The organism is Pseudomonas sp. 8209 (assembly GCF_028682105.1).
Classification (GTDB): Bacteria; Pseudomonadota; Gammaproteobacteria; order Pseudomonadales; family Pseudomonadaceae; genus Aquipseudomonas; species Aquipseudomonas palmensis.
In genome coordinates this window covers 112,336-135,498 of the sequence record NZ_JANIAH010000003.1, presented here as the reverse complement: position 1 = coordinate 135,498, position 23,163 = coordinate 112,336, and the positions used below count along the sequence as shown (strand labels likewise).

24 protein-coding genes are annotated in these 23,163 nt (G+C 66.3%); 19 read left to right on the top strand and 5 right to left on the bottom strand.

Annotated elements, in window-relative coordinates; translation table 11 throughout:
* The first annotated feature begins 43 nt into the window (after nucleotides 1-43).
* From NP552_RS07375 to NP552_RS07365, 3 genes are read left to right on the top strand one after another with little or no spacing between them, the layout of a single operon-like run.
* Nucleotides 44-1,858, top strand: coding sequence for a sensor histidine kinase (locus NP552_RS07375; protein ID WP_274096604.1), 1,815 nt, complete (start codon nucleotides 44-46; stop codon nucleotides 1,856-1,858).
* Nucleotides 1,855-3,267, top strand: coding sequence for a sigma-54-dependent transcriptional regulator (locus NP552_RS07370; RefSeq protein ID WP_043861648.1), 1,413 nt, complete (start codon nucleotides 1,855-1,857; stop codon nucleotides 3,265-3,267). Before NP552_RS07375 ends, NP552_RS07370 begins: the two co-directional genes overlap by 4 nt.
* Nucleotides 3,267-3,719: a YiiD C-terminal domain-containing protein gene (locus NP552_RS07365; protein ID WP_043861647.1), complete on the top strand. Its 453-nt coding sequence runs from the start codon at nucleotides 3,267-3,269 to the stop codon at nucleotides 3,717-3,719. Before NP552_RS07370 ends, NP552_RS07365 begins: the two co-directional genes overlap by 1 nt.
* On the opposite strand, the gene cysQ is transcribed toward NP552_RS07365, so the two are convergent.
* Together cysQ and nudE are read right to left on the bottom strand one after the other, a co-directional pair.
* Entirely contained in the window at nucleotides 3,708-4,535 is an 828-nt protein-coding gene (cysQ, locus tag NP552_RS07360) for a 3'(2'),5'-bisphosphate nucleotidase CysQ (RefSeq protein WP_274096603.1), read from the bottom strand. The genes NP552_RS07365 and cysQ overlap by 12 nt on opposite strands.
* Nucleotides 4,532-5,098 carry an ADP compounds hydrolase NudE gene (nudE, locus tag NP552_RS07355; protein WP_043861645.1) on the bottom strand — a complete coding sequence of 189 codons (567 nt, stop codon included), beginning with the start codon at nucleotides 5,096-5,098 and terminating at the stop codon, nucleotides 4,532-4,534. Before nudE ends, cysQ begins: the two co-directional genes overlap by 4 nt.
* 73 nt (nucleotides 5,099-5,171) lie before the next feature.
* On the opposite strand from nudE, the gene yrfG reads away from it, so the two are divergent.
* Nucleotides 5,172-5,834 carry a GMP/IMP nucleotidase gene (gene yrfG, locus NP552_RS07350; RefSeq protein WP_043861644.1) on the top strand — a complete coding sequence of 221 codons (663 nt, stop codon included), beginning with the start codon at nucleotides 5,172-5,174 and terminating at the stop codon, nucleotides 5,832-5,834.
* Between the two features lie 92 nt (nucleotides 5,835-5,926).
* On the opposite strand, the gene lysM is transcribed toward yrfG, so the two are convergent.
* Entirely contained in the window at nucleotides 5,927-6,367 is a 441-nt protein-coding gene (lysM, locus tag NP552_RS07345) for a peptidoglycan-binding protein LysM (RefSeq protein WP_043861643.1), read from the bottom strand.
* 84 nt (nucleotides 6,368-6,451) lie between these two features.
* Between lysM and NP552_RS07340 the strand changes: the two genes are divergently transcribed.
* The 13 genes from NP552_RS07340 to NP552_RS07280 all read left to right on the top strand — a co-directional run bounded on the left by NP552_RS07340 (nucleotide 6,452) and on the right by NP552_RS07280 (nucleotide 20,249).
* On the top strand, nucleotides 6,452-7,339 hold the full coding sequence (locus NP552_RS07340) for a LysR family transcriptional regulator (protein WP_054915921.1): 888 nt from the start codon (nucleotides 6,452-6,454) through the stop codon (nucleotides 7,337-7,339).
* Between the two features lie 94 nt (nucleotides 7,340-7,433).
* A complete protein-coding gene (gene fdhD, locus NP552_RS07335) occupies nucleotides 7,434-8,270 on the top strand; it encodes a formate dehydrogenase accessory sulfurtransferase FdhD (RefSeq protein WP_054915920.1) in 837 nt (278 codons plus the stop codon).
* Nucleotides 8,267-10,603: an FdhF/YdeP family oxidoreductase gene (locus NP552_RS07330; protein ID WP_274096602.1), complete on the top strand. Its 2,337-nt coding sequence runs from the start codon at nucleotides 8,267-8,269 to the stop codon at nucleotides 10,601-10,603. Before fdhD ends, NP552_RS07330 begins: the two co-directional genes overlap by 4 nt.
* Before the next feature lie 304 nt (nucleotides 10,604-10,907).
* Nucleotides 10,908-11,387, top strand: a complete 480-nt coding sequence (locus NP552_RS07325; RefSeq protein ID WP_043861639.1) for a glycine zipper domain-containing protein — start codon at nucleotides 10,908-10,910, stop codon at nucleotides 11,385-11,387.
* Between the two features lie 325 nt (nucleotides 11,388-11,712).
* On the top strand, nucleotides 11,713-12,789 hold the full coding sequence (locus NP552_RS07320) for a methyl-accepting chemotaxis protein (RefSeq protein ID WP_043861638.1): 1,077 nt from the start codon (nucleotides 11,713-11,715) through the stop codon (nucleotides 12,787-12,789).
* Nucleotides 12,790-12,806: 17 nt separating this feature from the next.
* On the top strand, nucleotides 12,807-13,172 hold the full coding sequence (locus NP552_RS07315; protein ID WP_043861637.1) for a response regulator: 366 nt from the start codon (nucleotides 12,807-12,809) through the stop codon (nucleotides 13,170-13,172).
* Nucleotides 13,173-13,177: 5 nt separating this feature from the next.
* Complete coding sequence (locus tag NP552_RS07310) at nucleotides 13,178-13,504, top strand: STAS domain-containing protein (RefSeq protein ID WP_088514118.1); 327 nt, start codon at nucleotides 13,178-13,180, stop codon at nucleotides 13,502-13,504.
* A 2-nt stretch (nucleotides 13,505-13,506) separates the two neighbouring features.
* Entirely contained in the window at nucleotides 13,507-15,525 is a 2,019-nt protein-coding gene (locus NP552_RS07305) for a chemotaxis protein CheA (protein WP_043861635.1), read from the top strand.
* Nucleotides 15,526-15,527: 2 nt separating this feature from the next.
* Nucleotides 15,528-17,150, top strand: a complete 1,623-nt coding sequence (locus NP552_RS07300) for a methyl-accepting chemotaxis protein (protein WP_043861634.1) — start codon at nucleotides 15,528-15,530, stop codon at nucleotides 17,148-17,150.
* A 13-nt stretch (nucleotides 17,151-17,163) separates the two neighbouring features.
* Nucleotides 17,164-17,676 (top strand): chemotaxis protein CheW, encoded by a 513-nt coding sequence (locus tag NP552_RS07295; protein WP_043861633.1) that lies wholly within the window; start codon nucleotides 17,164-17,166, stop codon nucleotides 17,674-17,676.
* Complete coding sequence (locus tag NP552_RS07290; protein WP_088514116.1) at nucleotides 17,677-18,489, top strand: CheR family methyltransferase; 813 nt, start codon at nucleotides 17,677-17,679, stop codon at nucleotides 18,487-18,489. It abuts the gene before it with no gap.
* Nucleotides 18,486-19,553, top strand: a complete 1,068-nt coding sequence (locus tag NP552_RS07285) for a protein-glutamate methylesterase/protein-glutamine glutaminase (protein WP_054915916.1) — start codon at nucleotides 18,486-18,488, stop codon at nucleotides 19,551-19,553. Before NP552_RS07290 ends, NP552_RS07285 begins: the two co-directional genes overlap by 4 nt.
* A 39-nt stretch (nucleotides 19,554-19,592) precedes the next feature.
* On the top strand, nucleotides 19,593-20,249 hold the full coding sequence (locus NP552_RS07280) for a response regulator (protein WP_043861630.1): 657 nt from the start codon (nucleotides 19,593-19,595) through the stop codon (nucleotides 20,247-20,249).
* A 12-nt stretch (nucleotides 20,250-20,261) separates the two neighbouring features.
* On the opposite strand, the gene NP552_RS07275 is transcribed toward NP552_RS07280, so the two are convergent.
* Nucleotides 20,262-20,690 carry an acyl-CoA thioesterase gene (locus NP552_RS07275; protein ID WP_043861629.1) on the bottom strand — a complete coding sequence of 143 codons (429 nt, stop codon included), beginning with the start codon at nucleotides 20,688-20,690 and terminating at the stop codon, nucleotides 20,262-20,264.
* A gap of 179 nt (nucleotides 20,691-20,869) precedes the next feature.
* On the opposite strand from NP552_RS07275, the gene NP552_RS07270 reads away from it, so the two are divergent.
* Both NP552_RS07270 and NP552_RS07265 read left to right on the top strand, forming a co-directional pair.
* Nucleotides 20,870-21,184, top strand: a complete 315-nt coding sequence (locus NP552_RS07270; protein ID WP_043861628.1) for a hypothetical protein — start codon at nucleotides 20,870-20,872, stop codon at nucleotides 21,182-21,184.
* On the top strand, nucleotides 21,184-21,471 hold the full coding sequence (locus tag NP552_RS07265) for a helix-turn-helix domain-containing protein (protein ID WP_274096601.1): 288 nt from the start codon (nucleotides 21,184-21,186) through the stop codon (nucleotides 21,469-21,471). The genes NP552_RS07270 and NP552_RS07265 overlap by 1 nt, the downstream gene beginning before the upstream one ends.
* 63 nt (nucleotides 21,472-21,534) lie before the next feature.
* Here NP552_RS07265 and NP552_RS07260 read toward each other — a convergent pair whose 3' ends face one another.
* A complete protein-coding gene (locus tag NP552_RS07260) occupies nucleotides 21,535-23,076 on the bottom strand; it encodes a phosphoenolpyruvate carboxykinase (RefSeq protein ID WP_043861627.1) in 1,542 nt (513 codons plus the stop codon).
* Nucleotides 23,077-23,163: the final 87 nt, after the last annotated feature.

Genomic DNA, 23,163 nt, shown 5'->3' with positions numbered 1-23,163 from the left:
GCGATGGGCTGCAACGCGGCCCCCCACCAAAGCCCGGTTTGCGATGACCATGACCCCGACCCTCCCCCGCCGTCCGCGCTGGCGCAGCCTGGCCCTCCTGGCGCTGTGCCTGGCGCCGCTGCTGTGGCCGCTGCAACGTCTGGCCGAGCACTACTACCAGGAGGAACTGGCCAGCCAGAACCGCCAGACCCTGGACCTGTACGTGGCCAACCTGCTGGGCACCCTGCACCGCTACGAGACCCTGCCGCAGATCCTCGGTGACCTGCCGGCATTGCGTGCGGTGCTGGCCGACCCGATACGCCTCGAGACCCTGACCAACGCCAACCGCCTGCTCGACGACATCTGCGCGCAGACCGGCGCCGAGGTGATGTACCTGATGGACGTCAACGGCAACACCCTGGCGGCCTCCAACTGGAACAAGCACGACAACTTTGCCGGGCGCAACTTCTCGTTCCGCCCCTACTTCAGCGAAGCCATGCAGGGCCGGCTGGGGCGTTTCTTCGGCCAGGGCACCACCTCGGCCAAGCGCGGCTACTTCTTCGCCGCAGCAGTGCGCGACGGCGACCAGGTGATCGGCGTACTGGTGGCCAAGATCGACCTGGACCACACCGAAACCCTGTGGGGCAAGACCCCCGAGCAACTGCTGGTGACCGACCACAACGGCGTGGTGATCCTCACCTCGCGCCCCGACTGGCGCTTTCGCGCCACGCGCCCGCTCAGCGAGGCCGAGCGCGACGCGATCGTGGCGATCCAGCCCTACCCCACCACCACGCCCAAGCCCCTCAGGCTCAACCCCGATGCCTGGCTGACCCAGACCCAGGCCATCCCCGAGACCGGCTGGCAGGTCAGCATCCTGGCCCCGCGCACCCTGGTCGACCGCTCGGTGAGCACGGTGCTGTTCATCGGCGCCGCCACCCTGCTGGTGGTGATGCTGCTGCTCGGGCTGGTGATGCAGCGCCGGCGCAACTACATGGACCGCCTCGACTTCGAGGCCCGCGCCCGCCAGGAGCTGGAGCTGCGCGTGGCCGAACGCACCGCCGCCCTCGAAGGCCTCAACAGCCGCCTCAAGACCGAAGTGCTTGAGCGCGAGCAGGCCCAGCAGGAACTGGTGCGTGCCCAGGACGAGCTGGTGCAGGCCGGCAAGCTGTCGGTGCTGGGCACCATGTCGGCAAGCATCAGCCATGAGCTCAACCAGCCGCTGGCGGCTATCCGCAGCTACGCCGAGAACGCCGAGATCCTGCTCGACCACCAGCGCACCGACGATGCGCGCAGCAACCTCAAGCTGATCAGCGAACTGACCGGGCGCATGGCCTCGATCATCGCCCACCTGCGCGCCTTCGCCCGGCGTGACCGGCATGCGCCGGAAAGCGTGGCGCTGCAGCCGGCACTGGACGACGCCCTGGCCCTGCTGGCCAAGCGGCGCCGGGCGATGGCGGTGGAGCTGGTGCGCGACCTGCCCGAGGCCACCCTGTGGGTGCAGGCCGGCGAAACCCGCCTGCGCCAGGTACTGGGCAACCTGCTGGCCAACGCCCTCGACGCGCTGACCGAAAAGGCCAACCCGCGCAAGCTCTGGCTAAGTGCCGAACGCCGCGAAGGCAGCGTCTACCTGACCATTCGCGACAACGGCCCGGGCTTCAGCAGCCAGGCCCTGCTGCGCGCACGCGAGCCGTTCTTCACCACCAAGACGCGCACCCAGGGCCTGGGCCTGGGCCTGGCGATCTGCGATACGCTGATCAACGCGCTGGGCGGTGAGCTGGTGCTGGCCAACCACCCGGAAGGCGGTGCGCTGCTGACCCTGCAACTGCGCGTGGCCCCCCCCGGCGCCGCGCTTCAAACCTCGGAGGACTCCTCGGCATGACGACCGACACACTGATCGACAGCCGCACCCAGGTCGTCCTGGTCGATGACGACCCGCACCTGCGTCAGGCCCTGAGCCAGACCCTGGACCTCGCCGGCCTGCGCGTGCTGCCCCTGAGCGACGCCCAGGGCCTGGCCGCGCGCCTGGAAAGCGACTGGCCCGGGGTGGTGGTGAGCGATATCCGCATGCCTGGCATCGACGGCCTGCAACTGCTCGAACAACTGCATGCCCAGGACCCGGACCTGCCGGTGCTGCTGATCACCGGCCACGGCGACGTGCCGCTGGCGGTGCAGGCGATGCGCGCCGGGGCCTACGACTTTCTCGAAAAGCCCTTCGCCAGCGACGCCCTGCTCGACAGCGTGCGCCGCGGCCTGGCGCTGCGCCGCCTGGTGCTGGACAACCGCAGCCTGCGCCTGGCCCTGAGCGACCGCCAGCAACTGAGCACGCGCCTGGTGGGCCAGTCGACCCCGATGGCCCGGCTGCGCGAGCAGATCGGCGCGCTGGCCGGCACCCGCGCCGATGTGCTGATACTGGGCGAGACCGGCGCCGGCAAGGAGGTGGTGGCGCGCGCGCTGCACGACCTGTCGAGCCGGCGCGACGGCCCGTTCGTGGCGATCAACGCCGGTGCCCTGGCCGAATCGGTGGTCGAGAGCGAGCTGTTCGGCCACGAGCCCGGCGCCTTTACCGGGGCGCAGAAGCGGCGCATCGGCAAGTTCGAGTTCGCCAATGGCGGCACGCTGTTTCTCGATGAAATCGAGAGCATGAGCCTGGATGTACAGGTCAAGCTGCTGCGCCTGCTGCAGGAGCGGGTGGTCGAGCGCCTGGGCGGCAACCAGCTGATCCCGCTGGATATCCGCATCATCGCCGCCACCAAGGAAGACCTGCGCCAGGCCGCCGACCAGGGGCGCTTTCGCGCCGACCTGTATTACCGCCTAAACGTCGCGCCGCTGCGCATCCCCCCCCTGCGCGAGCGCGGCGACGATGTGCTGATGCTGTTCCAGCACTTTGCCGACGCCGCCAGCGAACGCCACGGCCTGCCCCCCCACGTGCTGCAACCGGCGCAACGTGCGACGCTGCTGCGCCATGCGTGGCCGGGCAACGTGCGCGAGCTGCAGAACGCCGCCGAGCGCTTCGCCCTGGGCCTGGAGCTGGCCCTGGACGGCGACAGCCCTGGCCCGGTCGATCAGGCGCAGGCAGCGCCGGGCAGCGGCAACCTCAGCGACCAGGTCGAGCAGTTCGAACGCTCGCTGATCGCCGCCGAACTGACCCGCCCGCACAGCTCGATGCGCAGCCTGGCCGAAGCCCTCGGCGTGCCGCGCAAGACCCTGCACGACAAGCTGCGCAAACACGGCCTGAGCTTTGCCGACAGCAATGCCAGTGGCACCGACGACACCGAGGACAACCGCTGATGAACCCGAGCCATTACCTGCAGGACGTGCTGCACGCCGACATCCCGCTGACCCGCGAGATGGGCCTGCAGGTGCTCGACTGGCAGCACCAGCGGCTGCGCCTGCAATTGCCGCTGGCGGCCAACGTCAATCACAAGAGCACCATGTTCGGCGGCAGCCTGTATTGCGCGGCCGTGCTGGCAGGCTGGGGCTGGCTGCACCTGCGCCTGCGCGAGGCGGGCATCGGCGACGGGCATATCGTCATCCAGGAAGGCCAGATCAGCTACCCGCTGCCGGTCACCGGCGCCGGCGTGGCGGTGTGCGCGGCGCCCGAGGCCAAGGTCTGGGAGCGCTTCGTGGCCACCTACCAGCGCTACGGCCGCGCGCGCCTGACCCTGCACACCCAGGTGTTCAACGAAGGCAGTGAAACGCCCGCCGTGCAGTTCGGCGGGCAGTACGTGCTACACCGCTGAGGCGAGCGCCAGCAGGCTGGCGCGCCACGGCGCTGCGGCTGGCAGGGCAAGGAAGAAAGGATTGAGCAGGCTTTCGCGGGATGGGTAGGCGAACGGCTGGCCGTCCAGGCCCAGCACTTCGCCGCCGGCGCCTTCGAGCACGCCCTGGGCGGCGGCGGTGTCCCACTGCGAGGTCGGCGCCAGGCGCGGGTAGCAGTCGGCGGCGCCTTCGGCGAGCAGACAGAACTTGAGCGAGCTGCCCACGGAGGTCAGCTCCAGCTCACCCACCGCCGCACTCAGGCCGGCCAGCAGGCGCTCCTGCTCGGGGCTGCTGTGGCGGCGGCTGGCGACCACGGTGAACGGGGTGCCGGCAGGCGGCGCCGCACGCACGCTGATCGGCGCTGCCGGCGCGTGCGGGTCTTCGTGCCAGGCGCCCAGGCCGTGGCCACCGTAGTAGCAACGCCCCGTGGTGGGCACCCCGACCACGCCGAATACCACCCGACCCTGTTCGACCAGGGCGATGTTGACGGTGAACTCTTCACTGCCGGCGATGAACTCCTTGGTGCCGTCCAGCGGGTCCACCAGCCACCAGCGCTGCCACTGTTGGCGCTCGGCCAGGCCGATGTCGCAGTCTTCCTCGGACAGCACCGGGATATGGGGCGCCAGCCGCTGCAGGCCAGCGGCGATCACGTGGTGGGCGGCGATATCGGCTGCGGTCACCGGCGAGGCATCGAGCTTGGTCTGCACGGCCACGTCCGCACGCCAGAACGGCAGGATGGCAGCGCCCGCCTGCCGGGTCAGCTGCACCACCTGCTGCATCAGTTCGCGGTCGTTCATGCGCCGAACACGCCGCGCTGGGTCAGCAGGTCACGCACCAGGTACAGCGCCGCCAGCGCCCGCCCTTCGGAGAACTGCGGATGCTGGGCCAGGGCCGAGAGCTCGCGCAGGTTGACCTTGTCGACACGCATCGGCTCGGGCTCGTCGCCCTCCAGGCGCTCTTCGAACAGGTCGGTGGCCAGCACCACCTGGATCTTCTGGCTCATGTAGCCGGGCGACAGCGACAGCTCGGTCAGGTGTTCCAGCTGCCGGGCGCCGAAGCCGGCTTCTTCCTTGAGTTCACGGTTGGCCGCCGCCAGCACGTCTTCACCGGGCTCGATCAGGCCCTTGGGCAGCGACAGCTCGTACTCGTCGGTGCCGCCGCAGTATTCCTCCACCAGCACCGCGTGCTCGGCATCGAGCATCGCCACGATCATCACCGCGCCATAGCCGTTACCGCGCCCGACCAGGCGTTCATAGGTACGTTCGGTGCCGTTGCTGAAGCGCAGCTCGACCGCTTCGACACGGAACAGGCGGCTGCTTGCAACAATTTCGCGGCTGAGGACAGTGGGTTTCTGGCGCATGAGGGGGCGGCTCCTTGGCGGTAACGGGGTACTATACCGTCCACCGAGTCTGGATCGAACGAGAATATTTCACATGCCCTCCCTGGCCTGGCACGACATCGATACCGTATTGCTGGATATGGACGGCACCCTGCTGGACCTGCACTACGACAACCACTTCTGGTTGGAGCACCTGCCCCAACGCTACGCCGAGCTGCATGGCATCAGCCGTGCGATGGCCGAGCTGGAAATGCAGCCGCTGTTCGAACGCCACGCCGGCTCGCTGAACTGGTACTGCCTGGATTTCTGGAGTGCCGAGCTGAAGCTGCCGGTGCGCGAGCTGAAACTGGAAACGGCCGACCTGATCGCGCTGCGCCCGGACGCCGACACCTTTCTGCAGGCGATCCGCCAGGCCGGCAAACGGGTGATCCTGATCACCAATGCCCATCGCGATTCGTTGTCGTTGAAGCTGGAGCGGGTGGCGCTGGCGCCCTATTTCGAGCGGCTGATCAGCTCCCATGACTATGGCTTCCCCAAGGAAGACCAGCAATTCTGGAGCGCATTGCACGCGGATACCGGGTTCGACCCGGCACGCAGCCTGTTCATCGACGACACCCTGGCGATACTGCGCAGCGCGCGCGACTTTGGCGTGGCGCACCTGCTGGCAGTGCGCCAGCCGGACAGCCGCAAGGGGCCGCGGGATACGGCGGAGTTTGCGGCGCAGGAAGATTATCGGGACTTGTTGCAGGGGCTGTAGGCCGCTTCGCCGGCAACGCCGGCTCCTACACATGGCACCTTACCTGTAGGAGCCGGCGTTGCCGGCGAAGATCACACCACCAAGCTGGAGCCTTATTCCGGAATACGCAGCGTCTGCCCCGGGTAGATCTTGTCGGGATGGCTCAGCAACGGCTTGTTGGCCTCGAAGATCTTGTTGTACTGGTTGGCATTGCCATACACCGCCAACGAAATCGCACTCAGCGTGTCGCCCTTCTTCACCACCACGAAACGCGCCGCCGCCACGACCGGGCCGGTCACGGTGAGCTGGTCGTCCACCGACGCCACGCCGACAATGTTGCCCAGCGCCAGCAGGATCTTCTCCTTCTCTTCCTGGCTGCCTACCTCGCCCTTGACCGTGACCTTGTCGCCGTCGACGGTGGTCTGGATGTTCGGGTTGCCCAGGCCGACCTTCTGCACGTGCTCCTTCAACTGGTCGTCAGCCTTGGCGTTGCCGGGGGTGAGCAGGTCGATCAGTTTTTCACCCGCTTCTTTCACGAAACTAAAAATGCTCATCCTGTGCTCCTTAGGTATCAATGACCGGAGCAGGCAGTCTAGGACAAGATAGAATGCTTCGCCTGCCAATGCCCCGGAACGACGATGGATATCAAACAACTCAAATTCCTCATCGCCCTGGATGAAACCCGCCACTTCGGCCAGGCCGCCGCGCGCTGCCACGTGACCCAGCCCACGCTGTCGATGCGCCTGCGCAACCTGGAGCGCGAACTGGGCCTGCCGCTGGTCAACCGCGGCCAGCGTTTCGAGGGCTTCACCGCCCAGGGCGAGCGCGTGCTGGCCTGGGCGCGCTCGGTACTCTCGGCCTACGACGGCCTGTACGCCGAGGCCGCCGCCTGTCGAGGGCACCTGGCCGGCACGCTGCGCCTGGGGGTGGTGCCGCTGTCTAGCTTCGACCCGCTGCCGCTGCTGCAGCGCCTGCACCGCCAGCACCCCGAGCTGCGTTTCGAGCTGAGCGCGTTGAGCTCCGAACAGATTCTCGACCAGCTGGCGAGCAACCGCCTGGACCTGGGCGTGTCGTACCTGGAGCGTCTCGACAGCGAGCGCTTCGAGGCCCTGCCCCTGGGCGACACACGCATGGGCCTGCTGTTCGACCCACGTCACTTCGCATTCGCCGAACAGCCGTTGAGCTGGGAGGCCGTGGCCGAGCTGCCGCTGGGCCTGCTGACCGCCGGCATGCACTTTCGCCAGTCCATCGACCACGCCTTCCATACCCGCGGCCTGGCCCCGCAGTTGCTGTTGCAGACCGACGCCGTTCATCAGCTGGTGCAAGCGGTGGAGGGCGGCCTGTGCTGCGCGGTAATGCCGCTGAACGCCGGGCTCGAAGCACTCACCGGGCACCTGCGCCTGCAACCGATAGACCAGGCCACCACGCTGGCGCCTCTGGGGCTGATCATGCGCCGCAGCGCGCCGCGCTCGGCCCTGGCCGAGGCCTGCATCGCCGAGTACCGCCTGTCGCTCGATCCGGCGTGATCGATGCGCTCTATCAATGCATCGGCAGTAGCGATTAGACGATACCCGAGTGCAGGCCTAGGCTTAAGGCTGACCTGCCTGCCGGTACCTGCCGATGACCATCAAACCCCCGGCCTGCGGGGCGTCCACGCCCCTGGCCGCGCCCGCTGCCAGCAACCGCTACGACTACCGCCAGCTTGACGACAACAGCCAGGGTGGCGCCGACCTCGCCGAAGAGGTGGCCCTGGCGATCGCCTACAACGGCATCAGCCAGGCGGTGATGCTGGTGAGCCCTACCGATCTGCACGACTTCATCGTCGGTTTCAGCATCGGCAGCGGCATCATCGCCTCCCCCGACGACATCTATGACGTGAGCTTCACGGCCAGCGGCTCGGCCATCCATGCCGAGGTGCAGATAGCCAGCCGCGCCTTCTGGAACCTCAAGAACCAGCGCCGCCAACTGGCCGGCACCAGCGGCTGCGGCCTGTGTGGCGTCGAGGCGGTGGAGCAGGCGCTGCCCGATCTGCAGGTGCTACCCGGCGCGCCCCTGCCGCCGCCGCACTGGCTGGACGGCCTGCGCCAGCGCATCAGCGCCTTCCAGCCACTGGGCCAGCACTGCGGCGCGGTGCACGCGGCACTGTTCATGAACGATCAGGGCGAACTGCTGCTGGGCCGCGAAGACATCGGCCGGCACAACGCCCTGGACAAACTGATCGGCGCCCTGGTGCGTCAGCACATCGCCCTCGACGGCGGCCTGGCGGTAGTCACCAGCCGCTGCAGCCTGGAGCTGATCCAGAAGGTGCTGCGCGCCGGCATCCAGACCCTGGTGAGCCTGTCTGCGCCCACCGGCCTGGCGCTGCAATGGGCGCGCCGCCACCAGCTCAACCTTATCCACCTGCCGCACCACAGTGCGCCAAGGGTCTACAGCCCGGCGCAGGAGAGTCGCCCGTGAGCCTGCATCATCAAGCCGACCAGAAGCCGGTCCCCCGCTACAAGCCCTACCACGGCGCCGCCGGCGGCTGGGGCGCGCTGCGCAGTGTGGCGCAGGCCTGGATCGGCAGCGACAACGCGCTGAAGAACATCCGCGCCCTGCTCAAGACCAACCAGAACGGCGGCTTCGACTGCCCGGGCTGCGCCTGGGGCGACTCGCCGGAAAGCGGCATGGTCAAGTTCTGCGAGAACGGCGCCAAGGCGGTCAACTGGGAGGCCACCAAGCGCCGGGTCGATGCGGCCTTCTTCGCCCGCCACAGCGTCACCTCGCTGCTGGGCCAGAGCGACTACTGGCTGGAGTACCAGGGCCGGCTCACCGAGCCGATGGTGTACAACCCCTCCAACGACCGTTACCAGCCAATCAGCTGGGACAACGCCTTCGCCCTGATCGCGCGCCACCTCAACGGCCTTACCAGCCCCGACCAGGCGGAGTTCTATACCTCGGGCCGGGCCAGCAACGAGGCGGCCTACCTCTACCAGCTGTTCGTGCGCGCCTACGGCACCAACAACTTCCCGGACTGCTCGAACATGTGCCACGAGGCCAGCGGCGTGGCCCTGGGCCAGAGCGTCGGGGTCGGCAAGGGTACGGTGACCTTCGACGATTTCGAGCACGCCGATGCGATCTTCGTGTGGGGCCAGAACCCCGGCACCAACCACCCGCGCATGCTTGAACCGCTGCGCGAGGCGGTCAAGCGCGGTGCCCAGGTGGTGTGCGTGAACCCGCTCAAGGAGCGCGGCCTGGAGCGCTTCCAGCACCCGCAGCACCCGCTGGAGATGCTCACCAACGGTGATCGTCCGACCAACACCGCCTATTTTCGCCCCGCCCTGGGCGGCGACATGGCGCTGCTGCGCGGCATGGCCAAGTTCCTCCTGCAGTGGGAGCGCGAGGCGCAGGCAACAGGTGCGCCAGCGGTGTTCGACCATGCCTTCATCGCCGAGCACACTGCGGCCGTGGAGGCCTACCTTGAAGTGGTCGAGGCCAGCAGCTGGGAGAAGATCGTGCAACAGTCGGGCCTGGGCCTGGCCGATATCGAGCAGGCCGCACGCATGTATGCGCGGGCCGAAAAAGTCATCATGTGCTGGGCCATGGGCATCACCCAGCACCGTCACTCGGTGCCGACCATCCAGGAAATCGCCAACCTGATGCTGCTGCGCGGCAACCTTGGGGTGCCAGGGGCCGGGCTATGCCCCGTGCGCGGCCACAGCAACGTGCAGGGCGACCGTACCATGGGCATCAACGAACGCCCGCCGGTGGCGCTGCTGGATGCACTGGAGCGCCGCTTCGGCTTTGCCGTGCCGCGCCACAACGGCCACAACACGGTGGAGGCGATTCGCGCCATGCTCGATGGCAAGGCGCGGGTGTTCATCGGGCTGGGCGGCAACTTCGCCCAGGCCACCCCCGACACCGAGCGCACTGCACAGGCGCTGCGCAACTGCGAGCTGACGGTGCAGATCAGCACCAAGCTCAACCGCAGCCACCTGATCCACGGGCAGCAGGCGCTGATTCTGCCGTGCCTGGGACGCACCGATATCGACCTGCAGGGCGAAGGCCCGCAGGCAGTGACGGTGGAAGACTCGTTCAGCATGGTGCATGCCTCCAACGGCCAGCTCAAACCGCTGTCGCGCCAGATGCGCTCGGAACCGGCGGTGATCGCCGGAATCGCTGCCGCCACCCTGGGCAGCAAACCGGTGGACTGGCACTGGCTGGTGGCCGACTATGGGCGCATTCGCGAACTGATCGCCGACACCATTCCAGGGTTCGAGGGGTTCAACCAGCGCCTGCAGCACCCCGGTGGCTTCTACCTGGGCAACAGCGCCGGCCAGCGCCAGTGGAAGACATCCAGCGGGCGGGCCAACTTCAAGGCCAATGCGTTGCCCGACGACCTGCTGCACGAGAGCGTGCGCGCCAGCGGCCAGGTGCCGGACCTGATCATGCAGTCGATGCGTTCCCACGATCAGTACAACACCACCATCTACGGGTTGGATGACCGTTACCGTGGGGTCAAGGGGCAGCGCGACGTGCTGTTCGCCAACGAGGCGGATATCATCCGGCTGGGTTTCAACCCCGGTGACAAGGCCGATATCGTGTCGTTGTGGGGCGATGGCCGCGAGCGCCGGGTCAAGGGCTTCACCTTGCTGGCATTCGACATTCCGGCGGGGCAGGCGGCAGCCTACTACCCCGAGGTGAACCCGCTGGTGCCGCTGGAAAGCGTGGGCGATGGCAGCCATACGCCGACGTCGAAGTTCGTGGCGATCAGGATCGAGGCGGCCAGCGCCACGGCCAGGATCATCTAGGCCCCTTCGCCGGCAACGCCGGCTCCCACAGGGTCTTGCGGCGCATGCAGAACGCTGTGGGAGCTGGCTTGCCAGCGAAGAGGCCAGTTCGTTCAGCGCATAACTGCGGGCAAGAAAAAGGCCCTGGCATCACTGCCAGGGCCTTCGTCCCAAGTAAGCTCAGACCCGCAAAAACGCATTAAGTTTCACTGTAAAAACAGTAACTTATAAAATTGTATACACGTCGTGCCAATCGTCGGATTTGCGTTGCCAGCGCGTGTTGCAGAGCCTCAGGATCGCCTCGTCATCCCTTTGAGGCTCCCTTATGAAGTACTCCTCGATTCTGCTGTTGTCTCTCGGCCTGCTCAGTGGCGTTGCCTCGGCAGGTGGCTCCACCGAAGCCGGTATCGGCGGCGCATTGGGCGGGGTATTGGGTTCGGTGGTTGGCCAGTCGATCGGTGGCAGCACCGGTTCGGCCATCGGCGCCGGCCTGGGCGGTGCAGCCGGTAGCGCGGTAGGTGCCGACAAGCGCAGCCGCGGCGAGGCGGCCATCGGTGGCGCACTGGGTGCGGCCGGCGGCAACGTGGTGGGCCGCAGCGTGGGCGGCAACACCGGCAGCCTGATCGGCGCCGCAGCCGGCGGCGGTGCGGGCGGTGCACTAGGCAACTACATGGGCAACAAGAGCGACGACGAAGACCGCCGCTACAACAATCGCGGCCGCGGCTACGATGACCGCCGCCACTACCGCGATCGCGGCCACCACTACGGCCATCGCAAGCACGACAAACGCTGGCGTCACCGCTGAATTCCATCGACGCTGCCGGCCCCGCGCCGGCAGCGCCGCAGTTGTACCCGCAAACGTAGCAATCAAGCCATGTGCCATCACGCCATTGGCTTAAGCCATTCACCTAAGCCTTTCCCCGCCCCGCCCCCTGCGCGAAAACCTTCGAGCCTGTTGTTCGGCCAGCTTTCCAGCCTTTTATATTGACTGTCCGATCAACATCGGCAGGGGCCTGTTTGCGTCGGCTGTTTTGTGACTGACGGGTCGGCTTAAGGGGCGTCCCGATTTTGACGTCAAATAGCAATCGCTATGATCCGCCCCACCTTAAGCGACGCAGTGGGCGCACGGAATGCGGATGTACCTGGGAATATGGATCGGCACGGCTCTCGGCGCCTGCGGCCTGCTGCTCGACCTGCTGCCCCTGGGCCTGGCCGGGCTGTCGCTGGTACTGCTTGCCAGCACCTTGCTGCGCCCGCGCCCCGTGGCACAGGTGGCTGCGGTCAGCGACGCGCCCATCGTGCTCGAACAGCCGCCACTGCACACCCTGCTGCCGGTGGTGGCGCCCAGCTGGATCGACAGCCTCCAACAGAGCCGAACCCTGCTGGGCGACAACATCAGCCAGTTGCTCGAACGCTTCGGCGCCATCAACCAACGCCTGGAACACAGCCTCAACGACGCCGACAACGTGCTGGCCAATGGCGGCGTGGGCGAGAACCTGCGCGAGGCCAACCAGCGTCTGCGCCGGGTCACCGAAAGCTTCGCCGCCAGCAGCCAGCGCCAGCATGAATTTCTGACCACCATCAATCATCTGGGCAGCTACGCCGGCCAGCTCCAGCAGATGGCCAAGCGCGTGCAGGAAGTTGCCAGCCAGACCAACCTGCTGGCGCTCAATGCCGCCATCGAGGCTGCCCGCGCCGGCGAGTTCGGCCGCGGCTTCTCGGTGGTCGCCGACGAGGTGCGCAAGCTTTCCAGCCTGTCGGCCGAGACCGGCCAGTCGATGGACGCCAAGGTGGGCGAGATCAACCAGTCGATCCAGTCCAGCATCGATGCCGCCACCGCGCTGGGCAGCGAAGAGCAGGCCAACCTGCGCGAGCTGGAGCAGGTGCTCGACGAGGTGATCAGCGACCTGGGCGGCAACCTCGACGCCCTCGACGGCGCCTCGCGGGCGCTGCAACAGGATGCCCGCGCCACCCAGGCAGATATCCACGCGATCATGGTCAGCCTGCAGTTCCAGGATCGCGCCGACCAGATGCTCGACCACCTGCAGGCCGACCTGCTGCAACTGCTCGATGCCCTGGCCCACGACGACCCGCGCCTGCACGACCCGCAAGGCTGGCTGCAGCAATTGCGCCAGCGCTTCACCACCAGCGAGGAACGGGCTGGCCACAGCCAGTCGGCATCCAGCAGCGACGTGACCTTTTTCTAACTCCGGAAGCCCTGAACATGGCCAAGACCATCCTGATCGTGGACGACTCCGCCTCGATGCGCCAACTCGTGAAAATCAGCCTGGCCAGCGCCGGCCACCAGGTGATCGAAGCCTGTGACGGGCGCGACGCGCTTAACAAGCTCACCGGGCAGAAGATCAACCTGGTGATCAGCGACGTGAACATGCCCAACCTGGACGGCATCGGCCTGGTCAAGGCGCTCAAGGCGCGCAACGAATACCGCTTCACCCCGATCATGATGCTCACCACCGAAAGCGAGCAGGCCAAGAAGGCCGAGGGCCAGGCCGCCGGAGCGCGGGCCTGGATCGTCAAGCCGTTCCAGCCCCAGCAGTTGCTGGCGGCTGTCGAAAAGCTGATTGGCTGACGCGCATGTTCACACTCGCCGCAGCCACCGCCGACACCCCCGCACGGCTACGCCTGGACGGCGACCTGACCATCTATGAGGTGCGCGCCGCACGCGAGCAGCTGCTGGCCCTGTTGCCCGCTCAGCCAGTGCCCTGGCAACTGGACCTGGGCGGCCTGGGCGAGCTCGACAGTGCCGGCGTGCAACTGCTGCTGAGCCTGCACAAGACCCTCTGCGCAAATGGCCACGACGCCGAGGTGATCGCCCTGCCGGGCAACGCCCGGGCGTTGCTGGAGCTGCTGCGCCTGCCCGCATTGTGCCCGGCCGGTACCCCCGTGCCGTGCGAGGAGTGAGCATGTTCGACGCCGAGCAATGGAGCCAGCTGCTGCAGGGCTTTCTCGAAGAGGCCCGCGACCTGCTCAAGGAAGCCGAAGACAGCCTGCTGCGCCTGGAAACCCGCCCCGATGACGACGCGGCGATCAACGCGCTGTTTCGCGCCGTGCACACGCTGAAGGGCTCGGCGGGGATCTTCTCCCTCGACCCACTGGTGGCGCTGGCGCACCAGCTGGAAAACCTGCTGATGGGGGTACGCGACGGTGCGCGGGTGCTGGACGCTCCGCTCACCTCGTTGATGCTGCAGTGCATGGACGAACTGGGGGTGATGCTCGACAGCATCGACCCGCAGCAGGTCAGCATGCCAGCGCACACGCCACGCCAGGCCGCCCTGCTGGCGGCATTGCAGGCGCATCAGGGCGAGCTGCCCGCGTCTGTGGACAACCCGCTGGCAGCCCCGCACGGTGCGCCCCGCTTGCGTACCTGGCACCTGTCGATCCGCTTTGCCAGCGAGCTGCTGAGCAACGGCTTCGACCCGGCGGCGTTCATCCGCTACCTGGCGCGGCTGGGCGACATCCTCAGCCTGCAGACCCTCACCTGGGCCGTGCCGGAGCTCGACAGCCTCGACCCGGAGGCCTGCTACCTGGGCTTCGAAGTGAGCCTGCACAGCGACGCCAGCCGCGAACAGCTCGAAGACGTGTTCGCCCTGGTGCAGGACTTCTGCACCCTGCGCCTGCAGGCCCAGGAGCCGACCGATACCGCCTTGCCGGCCGAACCCCGCGCACCGGCGCAAACGTTGGCGCCTGCAACCGCCACACCCTTGCCATCGATGCCCGCCGGCGAGCCGCGCACTGCCTCCAGCAGCCAGGTCAAGGTGGCTGCGCAAAAGCTCGACGAGCTGATCAACCTGGTCGGCGAGCTGGTCATCGCCACCGCCGGCGCCCAGATGCAGGCCCTGCGCAGTGCCCACGCCGCCTGCATCGAAAGCGTGCAGGCGGTGCAGCAACATGTGGAGCAGATCCGCGAGCGGGCGCTGAAACTGCGCATGGTCGAAGTGGGCGAGACCTTCAACCGCTTCCACCGCGTGGTGCGCGATGTGAGTCAGGCGCTGGACAAGCAGATTGCGCTGACCATCAGCGGCGGCGACACCGAGCTGGACAAGACCCTGATCGACCGCATCGCCGACCCGCTGGTGCACCTGGTGCGCAACGCCATCGACCACGGCATCGAGGCCCCTGCCGAGCGCCGCGCCGCCGGCAAGCCCGAGCAGGGTCAGCTGCGCCTGAACGCCTACCACGACTCGGGCATGATCGTGCTCGAGATCCAGGATGACGGGCGCGGCCTGAACACCGCGAAGATCCGCGAGAAGGCCATCGCCCGCGGCATGCTCGACAGCGATTCGCCGATGAGCGAACAGGACATCCACCTGCTGATCTTCGAAGCGGGTTTTTCCACCGCCGAGCAGGTGTCCAACCTGTCCGGACGCGGGGTGGGCATGGACGTGGTGCGCAGCGCCATCGACCAGTTGCGCGGGGTCATCGAGATCGACTCCAGGGCCGGCCATGGCTGCACCTTCCGCATCCGCCTGCCGCTGACCCTGGCGATCATCGACGGGTTTCTGGTGAGCGTGGGCGAGGAGCACTTCGTGATCCCGCTGGACATGGTCACCGAATGCATGGAGGCCCCCGCCAACCAGGCCGAGCAGGGCCACCTGAACCTGCGCGGGCGGCCGCTGCCGTGCATCGACCTGCAACCGCATTTCGGCCTGCCGCGCAGCGCCTGCGTGCGCCGCAACATCGTGGTGGTCAGCCAGGGCCGGCAGCATGCCGGGCTGATCGTCGACCAGTTGCACGGCGAACTGCAGACCGTGATCAAGCCCTTGGGGCAACTGTTCCAACACCTCAGTGGCATCAGCGGCTCGACCATCCTCGGCTCTGGCCAGGTGGCGCTGATACTCGATATCCCCAGCCTGTTCCGCCAGTCGCAGCAACGCGCCGAAGGCGAGACGCCGCACCTGTTGCCAAGCCCTTCCGGAGAATAGACATGCAGTTGATCAGCAATATGAAGATAGGCGTGCGCCTGACCCTGGGCTTTCTGCTGGTGGTGGCGCTGACCGCGCTCATCGGAGTCATCGGCCTGCGCAACCTGGAGCAGGTCAACGGCCTGTCGGACCGCATGTACGAGCTGGACGTTGCCGGCCTGAGCACCTTGCAGCAAGCCAACATCCAACTGCTGATGGCCAACCGCGCCGTGCGCCAGAGCCTGCTCTCCACCACCGCCCAGGAGCGCGACCAGTCGGCCGCCACCGCCCGCGCGGCGATGGAAAAGACCCGCGAACTGCTGATCAAGGCGCGCGAGCACTTCATCACCAAGGAAGGCCGCGCCCAGGTGGAAAGAATCGACGCGCCGCTGCAGGCCTACATCAGCGTGGCCAACCAGTTGCTGGGGGTGCACCAGCAGTCGGGCGACCTGCAGATTGCTTCTGAAGCGCTGGCGCTGATGCCGCAGAACGTCGCGGCGGCCAACGTGGTCGACCAGTTGCTGGGTGAGGCCAGCGCTGCCAAGCAGGCGCGCGCCGGCGAGGCGAATGCCGAGATCAGCGTCATCTACGAACGCTCGCGGGTGCAGATGATCGCCCTGGTCGCCGCGGCAACCCTGATCGGCATGCTGATCGGCGTGCTGGTCACCCGCAGCATCACCCGGCCGCTGGCAGGCGCAGTGCAGGCCGCCGACCGCATGGCCGCCGGCGATCTGAGCCAGGACCTGGTAGTGACCCACAAGGACGAGACCGGGCAGTTGCTGGGCTCGATGCAGAACATGACCCTGCGCCTGCGCAGCATCCTGGGCGATGTGCGCAGCGCCGCCGATGCGCTGTCGTCGGCCTCCGAACAGGTCAGTTCGACCTCGCAATCGCTGAGCCAGGCGGCCAACGAGCAAGCCGCCAGCGTCGAGCAGACCAGCGCTTCGGTCGAGCAGATGTCGGCCTCGATCGCGCAGAACACCGAAAGCGCCAAGGTCACCGACGGCATCGCCGGCAAGGCGGCCAACGACGCGGTGCAGGGCGGCGGCGCAGTGGGCGACACGGTGCTGGCGATGAAGCAGATCGCCGAGAAGATCGGCATCATCGACGACATTGCCTACCAGACCAACCTGCTGGCGCTCAACGCCGCCATCGAGGCCGCCCGTGCCGGCGATCACGGCAAGGGCTTTGCCGTGGTGGCCGCCGAGGTGCGCAAGCTGGCCGAACGCAGCCAGGTGGCAGCGCAGGAAATCGGCCAGGTGGCCTCCAGCAGCGTGCAACTGGCCGAACAGGCCGGCAGCCTGCTCAGCGAGATCGTGCCCAACATCCAGAAGACCTCGGACCTGGTGCAGGAAATCACCGCCGCCTCGCAGGAGCAGAGCAGCGCCGCCGGGCAGATCAACATCGCCATGGGCCAGATGAACCAGATCACCCAGCAGAACGCCTCGGCTTCCGAAGAGCTGGCCGCCACCGCCGAAGAGATGAACGCCCAGGCCGGCCAGTTGCAGGAGCTGATCGGCTTCTTCCGCTTCGAGGCCGGCAGCACTGCGCGTGCCCTGCCCCGGGTGGGCGAACCGCAAGTCGGCGCCTACAAGCCCACCCACAAGGCGCTGATCGATGAAGGCCAGTTCGTCAGCTTCACTTGACCGAGGCGTCCCCATGCACACCCTAGAGTCTGCGGCGCCCGCGCCGCACCTGCCCACCAGTGTCCAGCACCTGACCTTTCGCGTGCGCGAGGCCGGCTATGCACTGCCCATCGAACTGGTGCGCGAGATCATCGAGTACGCCGAGATCACCCGCGTGCCGATGATGCCCGCCTACATTCACGGCGTGCTCAACCTGCGCGGCAACGTGGTGCCGGTACTGGACCTGGCAGCACGCTTCGGCATGGAACTGACCGAGGCCGGCAAGCGCACCTGCATCGTGATCATCGCCCTGCCCCTCGAGGACGGTGTGCAGCGCATCGGCCTGGTTGTGGATGCGGTGGACGCGGTACTCGACATCGACCCGCACGGGGTGGTGCCGGCGCCACCGTTCGGCACCGGCATCCGTGCCGACTTCATTGCCGGCATGGCCCAGCAGGAGCAGGGCTTTTTGATCATCCTGAACATGCCCCAGGTGCTGTCGCTGGAAGATATCCGCTACCTCAGCCAGGCCGCGAAGGGCTCCTGAATGCCCTCGACCTTCAAACTGCCGGTGCTGGGCGAACAGGAGTTCAGCCGCCTGCAGACGCTGATGAGCAGCGCCTCGGGCATCCACCTGGCCAGCAACAAGCGCTCGCTGGTGGCCGGGCGCCTGATGAAACGCCTGCGTCACTACCACCTGGACAACTACCGCGACTACCTGCACCTGATCGAGCGCCCGACCCACAGCCGCGAGCGGCGCCTGGTGATCGACCTGCTGACCACCAACGAGACCTACTTCTTTCGCGAGTTCCCGCACTTCGAATTCCTTGGCCAGTGGCTGGGCCGGCGCAAGGGGCCGCTGCGGCTGTGGAGCGCGGCCTGCTCGTCGGGCGAGGAACCCTACAGCCTGGCCATGACCGTGGCCGAGCACGCCACCGGCAGCGACTGGTCGATCCTGGCCAGCGACCTCAGCCAGAGCATGCTGGCGCTGGCCGAGCAAGGCATCTACGACATCGCCCAGGCGCGCTACTTTCCCGATGGCTGGATGCAGCGCCACTGCCTGTGCGGGGTCGGCGACATGCACGGGCGCCTGCGCGTGCAGGCGCACCTGCGGGCGCGGGTGAGCCTGCGCGAGATCAACCTGGTGCAGCCGCTGCCCGAGGGCCTGGGGCCGTTCGACGTGATATTCCTGCGCAACATCCTGATCTACTTCGACACCCCGCAGAAACAGCTGATCGTGCAGCGCCTGGTCAACCAGCTGCGCCCCGGCGGGCTGCTGTTCATCGGGCACGCCGAAAGCATCCACGGCTTCGAGCTGCCGCTCAGGCTGGTGCACCCCTCGGTGTTCGAGCGCGTATGACCGAGCGTGCGGCGGCGCCGGTGCGGGTGTTCATCGTCGACGACTCGGCGCTGGTGCGCCAGGTGCTCAACCAGTGCCTGAACGACCACCCGCGCATCCGCGTGATCGGCATGGCCGCCGACCCGCTGTATGCCATCGAGAAGATGCGCCGGGACTGGCCCGATGTGCTGGTGCTGGACATCGAGATGCCGCGCATGGACGGCCTGACCTTTCTGCGCCAGATCATGGCCGAGCGCCCCACGCCGACCATCATCTGCTCGACCCTCACCGAAGCCGGCACCGACCTCAATCTCCAGGCCCTGGCCGCCGGGGCGGTCGGCGTGTTCACCAAGGCCCGGCTGGGCTTGCGCCAGAGCCTGGAGAACCTCGCCAGCGGGCTGATTCGCAGCATCGAGGAAGCAGCCCGCACCCGCCCGGTATTGTTACCTCTGTCGCAGGCGAAAGAAAAAACCAGTGCACTGCCTGCAACCCCAAGCAAAACCACCGAGCGAATCGTTACACTTGGCTGCTCGACCGGCGGCACCCAGGCGCTGGAATTCATCCTGCGTCAGCTGCCGCGCGATTGCCCGGGCATCGTGATCGTGCAGCACATGCCGGCCAGGTTCACTGCCGACTTCGCCAGGCGCCTGAACAGCCTCTGTCAGATCGAGGTGCGCGAGGCCAGGCATCTGGACCGTGTCCACAGCGGCCTGGCACTGCTGGCCCCGGGGGGCCTGCACATGCAGCTCAAACGCAGTGGTGCGCACTACCTGGTGGAGGTGCTCGACGGTCCCGCCGTCAATCGGCACAAACCCTCGGTCGATGTCCTGTTTCGCTCCGCCGCCCGGCATGCCGGGGGCAATGCCCTTGGCATCATCATGACCGGGATGGGCGATGACGGTGCCCGAGGCCTGCTGAGCATGCGTGAGCAAGGCGCCGCCACCGTGGCACAGGACGAGGCCAGTTGCATCGTGTTCGGCATGCCCAAGGAAGCCATACGGCTGGGTGCGGCCCAGGCGGTGGAACCGCTGACACGGTTGCCGGCGCTGATCGCCCAGTTCAGCGACAACCCACGTGCCAGCTGAGCCATACACCGCCCCTTACCTTGCGACACAGGCCTACCTATGCTTTGCCGAATACTCCTTGCAGACGAGTCGCCCCTGTTCAGAGCGGGGCTGCGCGCGCTGCTCGAACAAAAACAAGATTACGCAGTGGTGGGTGAAACCGGTGACGGCGTGAGCGCCGTCGAGCTCGCCGAACAGCTCAAGCCGGACATCATCATGCTGGACATGGCGCTGGATGCGCTGGAGAGCGAAGAGATCCTGCGCGAGCTGTGCCTGCGCGTGCCGGCAAGCATGGTGCTGATGCTGTCGGCGCGCTCGGAGCTGGAGTTCGTGATGAAGTGCCTGCAGCAGGGTGCCCACGGCTTTCTGCTCAAGACCGCCACCGTGCTGGAACTGGAGCTGGCGTTGCAGGCGTTGAAGAACGGCGGCCAGTACCTGTCGTCGGCGGTGTTGCCGCTGGTGATCGGGCAGGCGGTCAAGCACAGCCGCAAGCGCCATGCCGGCAGCAGCACCATGCAACTGACCACCCGCCAGCTGGAGATCCTGCGCCTGATTGCACGAGGCGAGTCGACCCGCTCGATTGCCGATGGCCTGGGCCTGAGCGTGAAGACGGTGGAGGCGCACCGCTCGCAGATCATGCACCGCCTGCAGATACACGACATACCGGGCCTGGTGCTGTTCGCGGTGCGCGAAGGCATCATCCGCATCAACGACTGACCGCGCCGGGTTTCAGCCTTGCAGGGCTACCAGGGCGCCTTGCAGGGCCGTCGGCAAGCTGGCGGGCTGGCCGGTGGCACGCTCGACGAACACCTGCACCATGCGCCCGGCGGCGCAGGGCTGAGCTTCACCGACCTTGAACAGGGCCAGTTGGTACTCCACCGAACTGCCGGCCACCCGCACCGCGCGCAGGCCGACTTCCAGGCATTCGGGGAAGGCGGCCGAGGCAAAGAAGTCGCACCCCGAACTGACCACGAACCCCACCACCTCGCCGTCCTGCGGGTCGAGCCCGGCATGCTCGATCAGGTAGGCCTGCACGGCGCTGTCGAAGAAGGCGTAGACCGTGGCGCTGGCGATGTGGCCGTTGACGTCGTTGTCCTGCCAGCGGGTCGGCAGGGGGTGGACGTGGGGGTAGTGGTGGCGTTCGGGTGTGGCAGACATGAATGACCTGTATGCAGTGAAGGGGGCGGGAAGCATCCCACAACGAATTCAGAAGCACGGTGACAGTAAACCGTAGCAGGGCTGAATAGCATGGGCGCCTACTCGAAACATCCATGCGGTTGCGCCGCTACTGCGCAAGGCATAGACTCTAACTACGCCAATGGCGTACAAAGGTTGGCATGCTCTTCATCGAAACAAGCGTATTTACCAGCGACGTTTCAAGCCATCTCGATGATCACGAGTACCTGTCGCTTCAGGTGTATCTTGCCGAGCACCCTGAAGCAGGTGACCTGATCGAAGATACCGGCGGGCTGCGAAAAATTCGATGGGCAGCAAAAGGCAAAGGAAAAAGCGGCGGGGTTCGAGTGATCTATTACTACGCCGTGTCAGCCAGCCAGATCCGTTTGCTGCTTATCTACCGCAAAGGCATCCACGACACATTGACTAAAAAACAGAAAGCCGTACTTCGAAGCCTCAACCAAGGGTGGAAATGATGGACAGGAATCTTTTCGGTCGTCTCGTTGACAGCATGACCGAGATGTCTGAAATCGATCGGGGGGAGCGCAAACCTTCACGCGAGTTCAAGGTAGACGCCATGCAGGTCAGGGCCATACGCGAGGCAACCGGGCTTACCCAGGAAAGATTTGCGCAGTGTATCGATGTACCGCTGGGTACGTTGCGCAATTGGGAGCAAGGACGCCGTGCTCCAGAAGGGCCAGCACGGGCACTGCTGCGTGCGATTCACAATGACCCGGAACATGTTCTGGCCGCATTGGCCTGAATCACAGCCCAAACGAAAAAGCCGCCCATTCGGGCGGCTTTTTCTCAGCTGGCGAGCAGCAACTTACAGTTGCGGACCCGCTGCCTTGATGGCGTCGGAAACGTCGAACTTCTTGAAGTTCTCGATGAACAGCGAAGCCAGGCCCTTGGCCGCTTCGTCGTAGGCAGCGCTGTCAGCCCAGGTGTTGCGCGGGTTGAGCAGTACGGTTTCAACACCCGGTACCAGTTTCGGCACGTCCAGGTTGATGATGTCCAGGTGCTCGGTTTCAGCACCGACCAGTGCGCCGCTCTGGATGGCCGCGATCACCGCACGGGTGGTCGGGATGTTGAAGCGCTTGCCCACACCGTAGCCACCACCGGTCCAGCCGGTGTTGACCAGGTACACCTTGGAACCGAAACCACGGATACGCTTGATCAGCAGTTCAGCGTATTCGCCAGCCGGACGCGGGAAGAACGGCGCGCCGAAGCAGGTGGAGAAGGTCGACTTGATGCCGCTGCCCGAACCCATTTCGGTGGAGCCCACCAGCGCGGTGTAACCGGACAGGAAGTGGTAGGCCGCCTGCTCTTCGCTGAGGATCGATACCGGTGGCAGTACGCCGGTCAGGTCGCAGGTCAGGAAGATCACTGCGTTGGGCTCGCCACCCAGGTTCTTCTCGGAACGCTTGGCAACGTGCTCGAGCGGGTAGGCCGCACGGCTGTTCTGGGTCAGGCTGACATCGGAGTAGTCAGCGTGCTTGGCGTCGTCGATGACGACGTTTTCCAGCACGGCACCATGCTTGATGGCTTTCCAGATGACCGGCTCGTTCTTCTCCGACAGGTCGATGCACTTGGCATAGCAACCGCCTTCGATGTTGAACACCACGCCCTCGCCCCAGCCGTGCTCGTCGTCACCGATCAGGTAACGGCTTTCGTCGGCCGACAGGGTGGTCTTGCCGGTGCCCGACAGGCCGAAGAACAGGGTCACGTCGCCTGCTTCGCCGATGTTGGCGGCGCAGTGCATCGGCAGCACGTCGGCAGCCGGCAGCAGGAAATTCTGCACCGAGAACATGGCTTTCTTCATCTCGCCGGCGTAACGCATGCCAGCGATCAGTACCTTCTTCTGGGCGAAGTTGAGGATCACGCAACCGTCGGAGTTGGTGCCGTCACGCTCGGGCACGCATTCGAAGTTGGCGACATTGAGCACTTGCCACTCATCACGACCGGCCGGGTTGTACTGCGCCGGGTTGATGAACAGGCAACGGCCGAACAGGTTCTGCCAGGCAGTCTGGGTGGTCATGCGTACCGGCAGGTAGTGCTCGGCGGCCGCACCTACGTGCACGTGGGAAACGAAATGATCCTGGGCGTTGTTGAACGCCTCGACGCGGTCCCACAGGGCATCGAACTTGTCGGCCGGGAACTTGCGGTTGATCGGGCCCCAGGCGATGGCAGACGAGGTGGACGGCTCGTCGACGATGAAACGGTCGACCGGCGAACGACCGGTGCGGTGACCAGTTTTCACGACCAGCGCGCCCGTATCGGCCAGCTCGCCTTCACCGCGGTTCAGCGCTTCTTTTACCAGTTCATCGACGCTCAGGTCGGTGTACACGGTGTTGTTGGCTTGCGTCATGAGATTCCCCATCCGGCCTGCGGCCGAGTGCTCCGAACGTTTTGTAGTAGAGCTTTTAAAACTACTACAGCGAAAAAAAGTGGCGGG

Bases quoted from the DNA above. Each gene is read 5' to 3' on its own strand.
- NP552_RS07315 (WP_043861637.1), top strand. From the start codon at position 12,807: ATGGCCAAGACCATCCTGATCGTGGACGACTCCGCCTCGATGCGCCAA.
- NP552_RS07290 (WP_088514116.1), top strand. From the start codon at position 17,677: ATGCCCTCGACCTTCAAACTGCCGGTGCTGGGCGAACAGGAGTTCAGC.
- NP552_RS07305 (WP_043861635.1), top strand. From the start codon at position 13,507: ATGTTCGACGCCGAGCAATGGAGCCAGCTGCTGCAGGGCTTTCTCGAA.
- NP552_RS07365 (WP_043861647.1), top strand. From the start codon at position 3,267: ATGAACCCGAGCCATTACCTGCAGGACGTGCTGCACGCCGACATCCCG.
- lysM (WP_043861643.1), bottom strand. From the start codon at position 6,367: ATGAGCATTTTTAGTTTCGTGAAAGAAGCGGGTGAAAAACTGATCGAC.
- cysQ (WP_274096603.1), bottom strand. From the start codon at position 4,535: ATGAACGACCGCGAACTGATGCAGCAGGTGGTGCAGCTGACCCGGCAG.
- NP552_RS07310 (WP_088514118.1), top strand. From the start codon at position 13,178: ATGTTCACACTCGCCGCAGCCACCGCCGACACCCCCGCACGGCTACGC.
- nudE (WP_043861645.1), bottom strand. From the start codon at position 5,098: ATGCGCCAGAAACCCACTGTCCTCAGCCGCGAAATTGTTGCAAGCAGC.
- NP552_RS07320 (WP_043861638.1), top strand. From the start codon at position 11,713: ATGCGGATGTACCTGGGAATATGGATCGGCACGGCTCTCGGCGCCTGC.
- NP552_RS07280 (WP_043861630.1), top strand. From the start codon at position 19,593: ATGCTTTGCCGAATACTCCTTGCAGACGAGTCGCCCCTGTTCAGAGCG.
- NP552_RS07300 (WP_043861634.1), top strand. From the start codon at position 15,528: ATGCAGTTGATCAGCAATATGAAGATAGGCGTGCGCCTGACCCTGGGC.
- yrfG (WP_043861644.1), top strand. From the start codon at position 5,172: ATGCCCTCCCTGGCCTGGCACGACATCGATACCGTATTGCTGGATATG.
- NP552_RS07260 (WP_043861627.1), bottom strand. From the start codon at position 23,076: ATGACGCAAGCCAACAACACCGTGTACACCGACCTGAGCGTCGATGAA.
- NP552_RS07370 (WP_043861648.1), top strand. From the start codon at position 1,855: ATGACGACCGACACACTGATCGACAGCCGCACCCAGGTCGTCCTGGTC.
- NP552_RS07285 (WP_054915916.1), top strand. From the start codon at position 18,486: ATGACCGAGCGTGCGGCGGCGCCGGTGCGGGTGTTCATCGTCGACGAC.
- NP552_RS07375 (WP_274096604.1), top strand. From the start codon at position 44: ATGACCATGACCCCGACCCTCCCCCGCCGTCCGCGCTGGCGCAGCCTG.
- fdhD (WP_054915920.1), top strand. From the start codon at position 7,434: ATGACCATCAAACCCCCGGCCTGCGGGGCGTCCACGCCCCTGGCCGCG.
- NP552_RS07340 (WP_054915921.1), top strand. From the start codon at position 6,452: ATGGATATCAAACAACTCAAATTCCTCATCGCCCTGGATGAAACCCGC.
- NP552_RS07325 (WP_043861639.1), top strand. From the start codon at position 10,908: ATGAAGTACTCCTCGATTCTGCTGTTGTCTCTCGGCCTGCTCAGTGGC.
- NP552_RS07265 (WP_274096601.1), top strand. From the start codon at position 21,184: ATGGACAGGAATCTTTTCGGTCGTCTCGTTGACAGCATGACCGAGATG.
- NP552_RS07295 (WP_043861633.1), top strand. From the start codon at position 17,164: ATGCACACCCTAGAGTCTGCGGCGCCCGCGCCGCACCTGCCCACCAGT.
- NP552_RS07275 (WP_043861629.1), bottom strand. From the start codon at position 20,690: ATGTCTGCCACACCCGAACGCCACCACTACCCCCACGTCCACCCCCTG.
- NP552_RS07270 (WP_043861628.1), top strand. From the start codon at position 20,870: ATGCTCTTCATCGAAACAAGCGTATTTACCAGCGACGTTTCAAGCCAT.